This is a genomic window from Acidimicrobiales bacterium, from assembly GCA_035316325.1.
Classification (GTDB): domain Bacteria; phylum Actinomycetota; class Acidimicrobiia; order Acidimicrobiales; family VFJN01; genus DASXTK01.
The window spans coordinates 49,353-55,438 of the sequence record DATHJB010000069.1; the positions used below are offsets into that span (position 1 = coordinate 49,353).

At 68.4% G+C, this 6,086-nt stretch carries 6 protein-coding genes; 2 read left to right on the forward strand and 4 right to left on the reverse strand.

The window, feature by feature from the left end; all coding sequences use genetic code 11:
- Positions 1-200: 200 nt before the first annotated feature.
- From VK611_09630 to VK611_09645, 4 genes are all read right to left on the reverse strand, one after another.
- Positions 201-788, reverse strand: a complete 588-nt coding sequence (locus tag VK611_09630) for a hypothetical protein (GenBank protein HMG41580.1) — start codon at positions 786-788, stop codon at positions 201-203.
- A gap of 916 nt (positions 789-1,704) precedes the next feature.
- Positions 1,705-2,898, reverse strand: a complete 1,194-nt coding sequence (locus tag VK611_09635) for an amidohydrolase family protein (protein ID HMG41581.1) — start codon at positions 2,896-2,898, stop codon at positions 1,705-1,707.
- Positions 2,899-3,311: 413 nt separating this feature from the next.
- On the reverse strand, positions 3,312-3,914 hold the full coding sequence (locus VK611_09640) for an HD domain-containing protein (protein HMG41582.1): 603 nt from the start codon (positions 3,912-3,914) through the stop codon (positions 3,312-3,314).
- Positions 3,915-4,095: 181 nt separating this feature from the next.
- Positions 4,096-4,254, reverse strand: coding sequence for a proteasome accessory factor PafA2 family protein (locus VK611_09645; GenBank protein ID HMG41583.1), 159 nt, complete (start codon positions 4,252-4,254; stop codon positions 4,096-4,098).
- Positions 4,255-4,507: 253 nt separating this feature from the next.
- Here VK611_09645 and VK611_09650 point away from each other — a divergent pair, with 253 nt between their 5' ends.
- Together VK611_09650 and VK611_09655 are read left to right on the forward strand one after the other, a co-directional pair.
- Positions 4,508-5,680: a hypothetical protein gene (locus VK611_09650; protein ID HMG41584.1), complete on the forward strand. Its 1,173-nt coding sequence runs from the start codon at positions 4,508-4,510 to the stop codon at positions 5,678-5,680.
- Between the two features lie 38 nt (positions 5,681-5,718).
- Positions 5,719-6,086, forward strand: a 368-nt coding sequence (locus VK611_09655; protein ID HMG41585.1) for an MMPL family transporter, incomplete at its 3' end; no start/stop codon positions are given.

The following is a 6,086-nucleotide window of genomic DNA, read 5'->3' on the forward strand; positions in this document are numbered from 1 at the left end:
CGTCGGGGGCATTCGTACGCCGGCACGACGCTGCTCCGCGTGCCGTGTCGTCTCGTTCCGGTACCCGGCAGAGTGAACGGTGGGCCGGCCTCGGTCGGGGCTCCCGCCGCGGCAGGCCCACCGGTCAAAGGCCGGGGATAGGTCGGTGACCGCAACCGTCGACGGCGAGATGAACGTCCTCGGCATCCTCGGAGCTTCGCCTATCTCGGCGCCCGGGACTGCCGCCTGTTTGCCGAGACCTCTGCCGCATTCGGGAGCGGGCTACCGGGTCCGTCACCGGGGAGCCACCCCATCCATTCGAGGATCCCCCGCGCCAGGTCGCCGATGGGTTGGTCGGGATCGTTGTCCACCGTGAGGTCCTCGACGTCGAGGTCGGCGATCTCCTTGTCGAGGCTGGCGGTAACGCCGAGCAGGAAAGCCCGAACCGAACCCGGTTCCCGATGCTGGAGGCGGGTGTGCAGCGTGTCGACCGAAGCCCCCAGCCGCACGACGGTGAGGTCGGAACCGGGGATCGCCGCCCGGTAAGCATCGAGAATCGCCGCCGATTGGACGATGCCGGCCAGGATGACACGCTCGACCCCCAGCGCCTCGTAGTTCGGCCACATGACCCGCAGGTTCGCAACGGTCAGCTCGGCCCACACCCCCCGGTCGGGCACCGCCGGCCGGACCCGGGCCAGCTCGTCGATGTCAACGACTGCGTGCGCCACCCCCGCATGGAACAACTGCTCGCCCATCTCCTTGACGAGCGTCGTCTTCCCCACACCGGGCGCGCCCGTCACCAGCAACACGGGTATCGACTTCCCCATCCCGCGATGATGACCTGCCCGACCTCACGTCGGAAGTCACCCCCGCTGGAACGCCTTCGCCTCACCTTCGATCGCTCGAAGTCCACCCGACTCCTTTGGTGGGCGTGCAATGCTGGGTGGCGAACACACGTACGATGTGGTCACGGGATGACAAGCGGACAATGGATCGGGAAAGGACGAGGAGTTGATGACCTCTTCGAGCCGGGTGCAGGTACCTCCTTGGGTGGACGGCCGGTGAGCCGGTGGGCGGCGTGGCAGTGCCCTGAGTGCGGCCACGAGGAGCAGCAGCTGGCGGTCGCCGTAGCGGTCGGTCACCGCTGTCGACGGGTGCGGCGGATCGTCGATTTGGTCCGTCAACCAGAGCATGTGAGCCGAGGGCCAGCGGGGTCGTCGACGTAGGCGATGGCGGAACGGCTGGGAAGACGAGCTGGTCCGCTCCGTCGCCGATGCTGCCGCTCGTCGTCACGACCAGATTTCTGTCGCCTTGACACTCGGGACTGGGACCCAGCGCTCGGTAACCAATGACACCGTGCAGTCCTCGAGCACCTGAAGGTCGCGCTCAATGCCGTCGCCACCGGGGCGAGTAGCCGGCGCCGCCACTGCCGCGGCGGAGGCGGTAGCGCAGGACACGCATCGGGAAGGCGCGTTCGAGGGCCTCGATCGGTGTGTTCCGGGTGTTGGTGATCGGGCGCGACACGCCAACCCGACGTCCGTCCGGCTACCTGGGTAAGCCCAACAGAGACCAGAGATTCCACGGCCTTCCCGCAAAGAGACACCGGACACACCTGGGCCATCCTCTGCGCCGCCCGAGATGCGCCGATGTGCACGTCCTGAACGGCATTTCGTGCCACAGCTGTGGCCAGGGGAAGGTTGAGCCGCCGGCCGGGCGGAGGCTGCCTCAGATGACCGCGGCGCCGTCCTTCCACACCCCGTCGATGCGCTCCGCGAGCTTGTCGACCTGGAGGGCGTCGCCGTCGACCACCACGATGTCGGCGCGCTTGCCCGGCTCGAGAGTCCCGAGCTCGTCGTCCACGCCGAGCAGCTCAGCGGCCGTGCGGGTGGTCGCCACCAGGCTCTGGGCGGGGGTCATACCCCGATCGACCATCAACTGGAGCTCTTGGAGGTTCTGGCCGTGGGGCGTCACCCCGGAGTCCGTGCCCATGGCGACCTTGACTCCTGCGGCTATGGCCCGGCTGACCGAGTCGTCATGGGCCTCGACCACCATCATGGCCTTGCGGAGGCTCTCGTCGGTGAAGGACCCGCCGGCCGCCGCCATGTCGATCACGCCCCGGGCCGCCATGAGCGTGGGGACCAGGTACGTGCCGCGTTCGAGCATCATGCCGATGGCCTCGTCGTCGAGGTAGTCGCCGTGCTCGATCGAGCGGATCCCCGCTCGGATCGCCGCCTTGATACCGTCGGTGGCCATGGCGTGGGCCATCACCCAGCACCCGCTCGCCGCAGCCTCGTCCACGAGCACGTCGAGCTCGTCGTCGCGAAAATGGCCGTGGTGGGGATTGGAGCCGGGTGACAACACTCCCCCGCTGGTAGCCACCTTGATCACGTCGGCGCCCGCGCGGATCAGCTCGCGAGCCTTGCGGCGCATCTCGTCGGGACCGTCGACGATGGCGCTGGGTTTACCCGGGTGGGCCAGGCCGAAAGGCGTCGGGAAGGTCCCGCCGCAGACCATCCAGTCGTCGGCGTGGCCGCCGGTCTGGCTCAGCATGGTGATCGAGATCTGCATACGGGGCCCGTTGACCAGGCCCCGTTCCACCGCGGTCTTGACCCCGAGGTCGGCGCCGCCGGCGTCGCGGATGGTGGTGATCCCGACCCTGAGCGTCGCTTCGAGGTTACGAGCGGCCTCGAAGAACTGCAGCGAGAACGGCGTCTGGGCCATCTTCCACATGTCGTAGTGGCTGCAGGTCACATGGGTGTGGCAATCGAACAAGCCCGGGATCAGGGTCTTGCCCGTGCAGTCGAAAGCCTCGTCGCCGTCAAGGCCCGGCCCGATCTCTACGATGCGCCCGTCCTCGACCACGACATCGGCACCCCCTGATTGTGGGTCGGTGCCTCCCGTGCCAACCGCGTCGAACACCCGACCACCATGGAAGAGAAGCCGACCCATAGGGCCACTATCGCACCGTCGAACCGCCAAGCGTCTTGCGGGTACGACCTCTTCAGCTGCGACCGCTACCCGCTGTCGCAGCGTCGCCGACCTAGCTCATTGGTCGCTCGATCTCTGGAGACGACCGCCTCGTCGTCCGAGTCGATGTCGCCCACCGCCACTGGGACAGCGTGTCCCAGGACCTCGACACCGACCAGAACCGGCCGATCTGCTCGCCGCGGGTCACCGATCGACGGGCGCGATGGGCGCCGATCGAGCGCCTGATCTCATTGGCCAACTGAAGCGTCATGTGCAGCTGGGCTCGATTGGCCTTCGGGTTGGTGGTGCGCCGGTCGGTGGGGCGGGGACGGTGCTGGGGCTCGTTCGATCTCGACGAGGGGCCGCTATAGCGCGTTGAGGTGGGCGTAACGGTGCTGCCAGTCGTCGTACCAGGCGGCGAAGAAGCCGTGGCCCTGGGCCAGCGGGACCACCCGGTCGACGGTCTCGGCGTAGTAGCGGCGCTGGAAGTCGAGCGGCATTTGGTACAGCCGCTGCACGTTGCTCACCCTGTCGGCCAGCTTCACCCACACGGCCTCCGGGGGCGCGTCTGCGAACCGCTGGAGGTAGGCGCCCTTGGCGGCCCGCTTCTCGGCCTCGCTGCGGCCCTGCGTCGGGGGCTTGGTCAGCCAGTCCACGTACCCGGCGACCCCCGGACCGAACTGGGCCTCGACGTCGGCGACCGTGGCCGCCGTGTCCTCGGCCACGTCGTGCAGCAGCACCGCCGCCAGGACGTCGGGGTCGCTCACGCCGGCGCCCCGGACCAGTACCTCGAGCGCCTCCAGGAGGTGCTCGACGTAAGGCACGCCGGTCGGGCGGCGTTGGTCGCTGTGCCATTGCTGCGCGGCCTCGGTCGCCCGGGCCACGACGTCGTGCACCTCGGCCGGCAGCTCATCGGCCAACTCGGGGTCGGCATCGTCCCAAGCCTGCCAGCTCACGAACTCACGCATGGGCTCAGTATGTCCGTACGCCTGCCGGGTGCGTAGGTCACCCCCATAGAAGACGTCGCAGGTCGACGCCGATGAAGCCGCACAGAACGACAGGCTGTCACTGTGGCCCGACGGGCTGGCGGACGGCCATGCGGACCTGCCCGCCCGCACCGATCGACCGTTGCGGAGCGGGGCGACAGGGTCATCGCTGCAGCACCTTGCCCGCCTCGGCGTAGATCTGCCGCGACACGAAGAACGGGATGAGGACCTCGGCGTAGTGGCCGAGGTCGTCCTGGCGGGAGGTCAGGTAGTTCTCGTGGCAGCCGTGGGAGTTCCCGGCCGAGTCGGTGTTCTTGAACAGGTAGACGTTGCCCTAGACCCCGCCGGTGCCAGAGCCGGTCCAGCGGGCCCCGATCTCGGCTGGCTAGCTCCCCAGTTCACTCCTCGCCCCCTTCGGCTGACACACGGACCGGAGGGACGGCTAGCAGGTGGCTAACAGCGGGTCGTTAGGTATGGCTCGTGGCAGGAGACTCGGTGGAGATCGAGAGAGGATGCATCGGGGAAGCCCGCAGGTTCCTCCCTGGTGATTTGCTGGGCCAAGGAGCGTGGAGCTGATGCGCGGACGTATCTTCCGGGGTTTCGTCGTTCTCGCCATGGCGGCGATGTTGATCTGGGGCGATGCCTCACCGGCCCTGGCGGCCGAGACATCGTGGAGCGTCACCAATCCCAACGCCGACGGGTCGTTCGCCACGACCGCCGGCACCCTGACGCTGGTCAACACCGACACAGGCGTCACCACCTCCTGCTCCTCGGCCCCCTTGTACGGGACGTTGCCGACCGCGGCCGGCGTGCACGAGCTGGGCTACATCTCTCACAGCGAGGCCACCGACTGCACCAGCAGTGGCGGATCGCCCGCCGTGGTCTTCATCGCGGGAGAGGTACCCCTCGCCGGCCGGTCGTACGACGCCCTCACCGGCCGGGCCACCGTGGACGGCGTGATGCTGATCGACTCGGTCGTCAGCCAGCCGGGGTGTGACTACTACGTGTCCGGCACGCTGAGGATGACCTACACGAACTCGTCGTCGGAGCTGGTGATCGACGACACCTCGTTCACGGTGACCTACGCGACGGGCTCGGGTTGCGGCGGTGTTGCTGCTGAGGGCGACACCGTCGGAGTGACCGGGAGGTACACGCTCACACCGGCCATCACCCTGGTGGCGGCGCCGCCGAGGTTCACGGTGACCGGCGGCAACGCCGACGGCGGGTTCACGACCACCCAGTCGGGTACGACCGTTCACACCCTGGGCGACCTCAACACCGGGAACCACAGCCGGTGCTCAGATGCGACGGTCGCCGGACGCATCCCCAACGGCAGCGACGTGCCCGCCGCCGGCATCGGCTCGGTGACGTCGGCCAGCCTGGGTCGGTGCACGCAGTTCCCCGACAACGACGGCGTGTTCACGGTCACCCCTGTGAACCTGCCCTGGCGTCTCGACGCTGTCTCGTACGTGGCGACCGACGGGGGCTATGTGTCCGGATCGATCGCCAACTTCGAGCTGTCCGTCTCTGGGCCAGGCTGCTCGTTCTCGGTCACGAACACCCCCTACGCCACCGACTGGCGGTACGGCGAGTTCAACGGCACGCCCGACGTGCTCCTGATCAACCTGCAACGCGCCGAGATCACCAACGTGCAGGGCTGCGGCGGTGGGTTCAACAACGGTGACCGGGCCTCGTACAGCAACGCCTACGCCGTGAGCCCCGCCACCCTGCAGGTCACCGGCCGGTAGCCGCCACAGGCCAGAAGTAGCCCAATCGTGACGCGGCGTTGGCGGCGACCGTCGATGCGGCCGAGCGGTCGCCCGGCGTCTTCGCCGTGGGTGAGCCGTCCGTCAACGAGGCCGGCGACACCGCCGTGGTCCCGGTGATCCCCGAGAGCGGGCCGGCGTCCGAGGAGACCGACGACCTGGTCGACAACCTCCGCAGCGACGTCGTCCCCGCAACAGAGGCTTCGACGGGAGCGGAGATCTCCATCGCCGGACCGACAGCCGCCAACATCGACCTGACCGACAAGGTCGGGGGCGCGCTGCCGACGCTCATGGCCATCGTGATCGGCCTGACGATGCTGCTGCTGCTGGTGTTCTGCTCGGTCCTCGTGACGATCAAGGCCGCCTTCGGCATCCTGCTCAGCATCGG

Coding starts and splice junctions, on each gene's coding strand:
- VK611_09650 (HMG41584.1), top strand. CDS start 4,508: ATGCGCGGACGTATCTTCCGGGGTTTCGTCGTTCTCGCCATGGCGGCG.
- VK611_09640 (HMG41582.1), bottom strand. CDS start 3,914: ATGCGTGAGTTCGTGAGCTGGCAGGCTTGGGACGATGCCGACCCCGAG.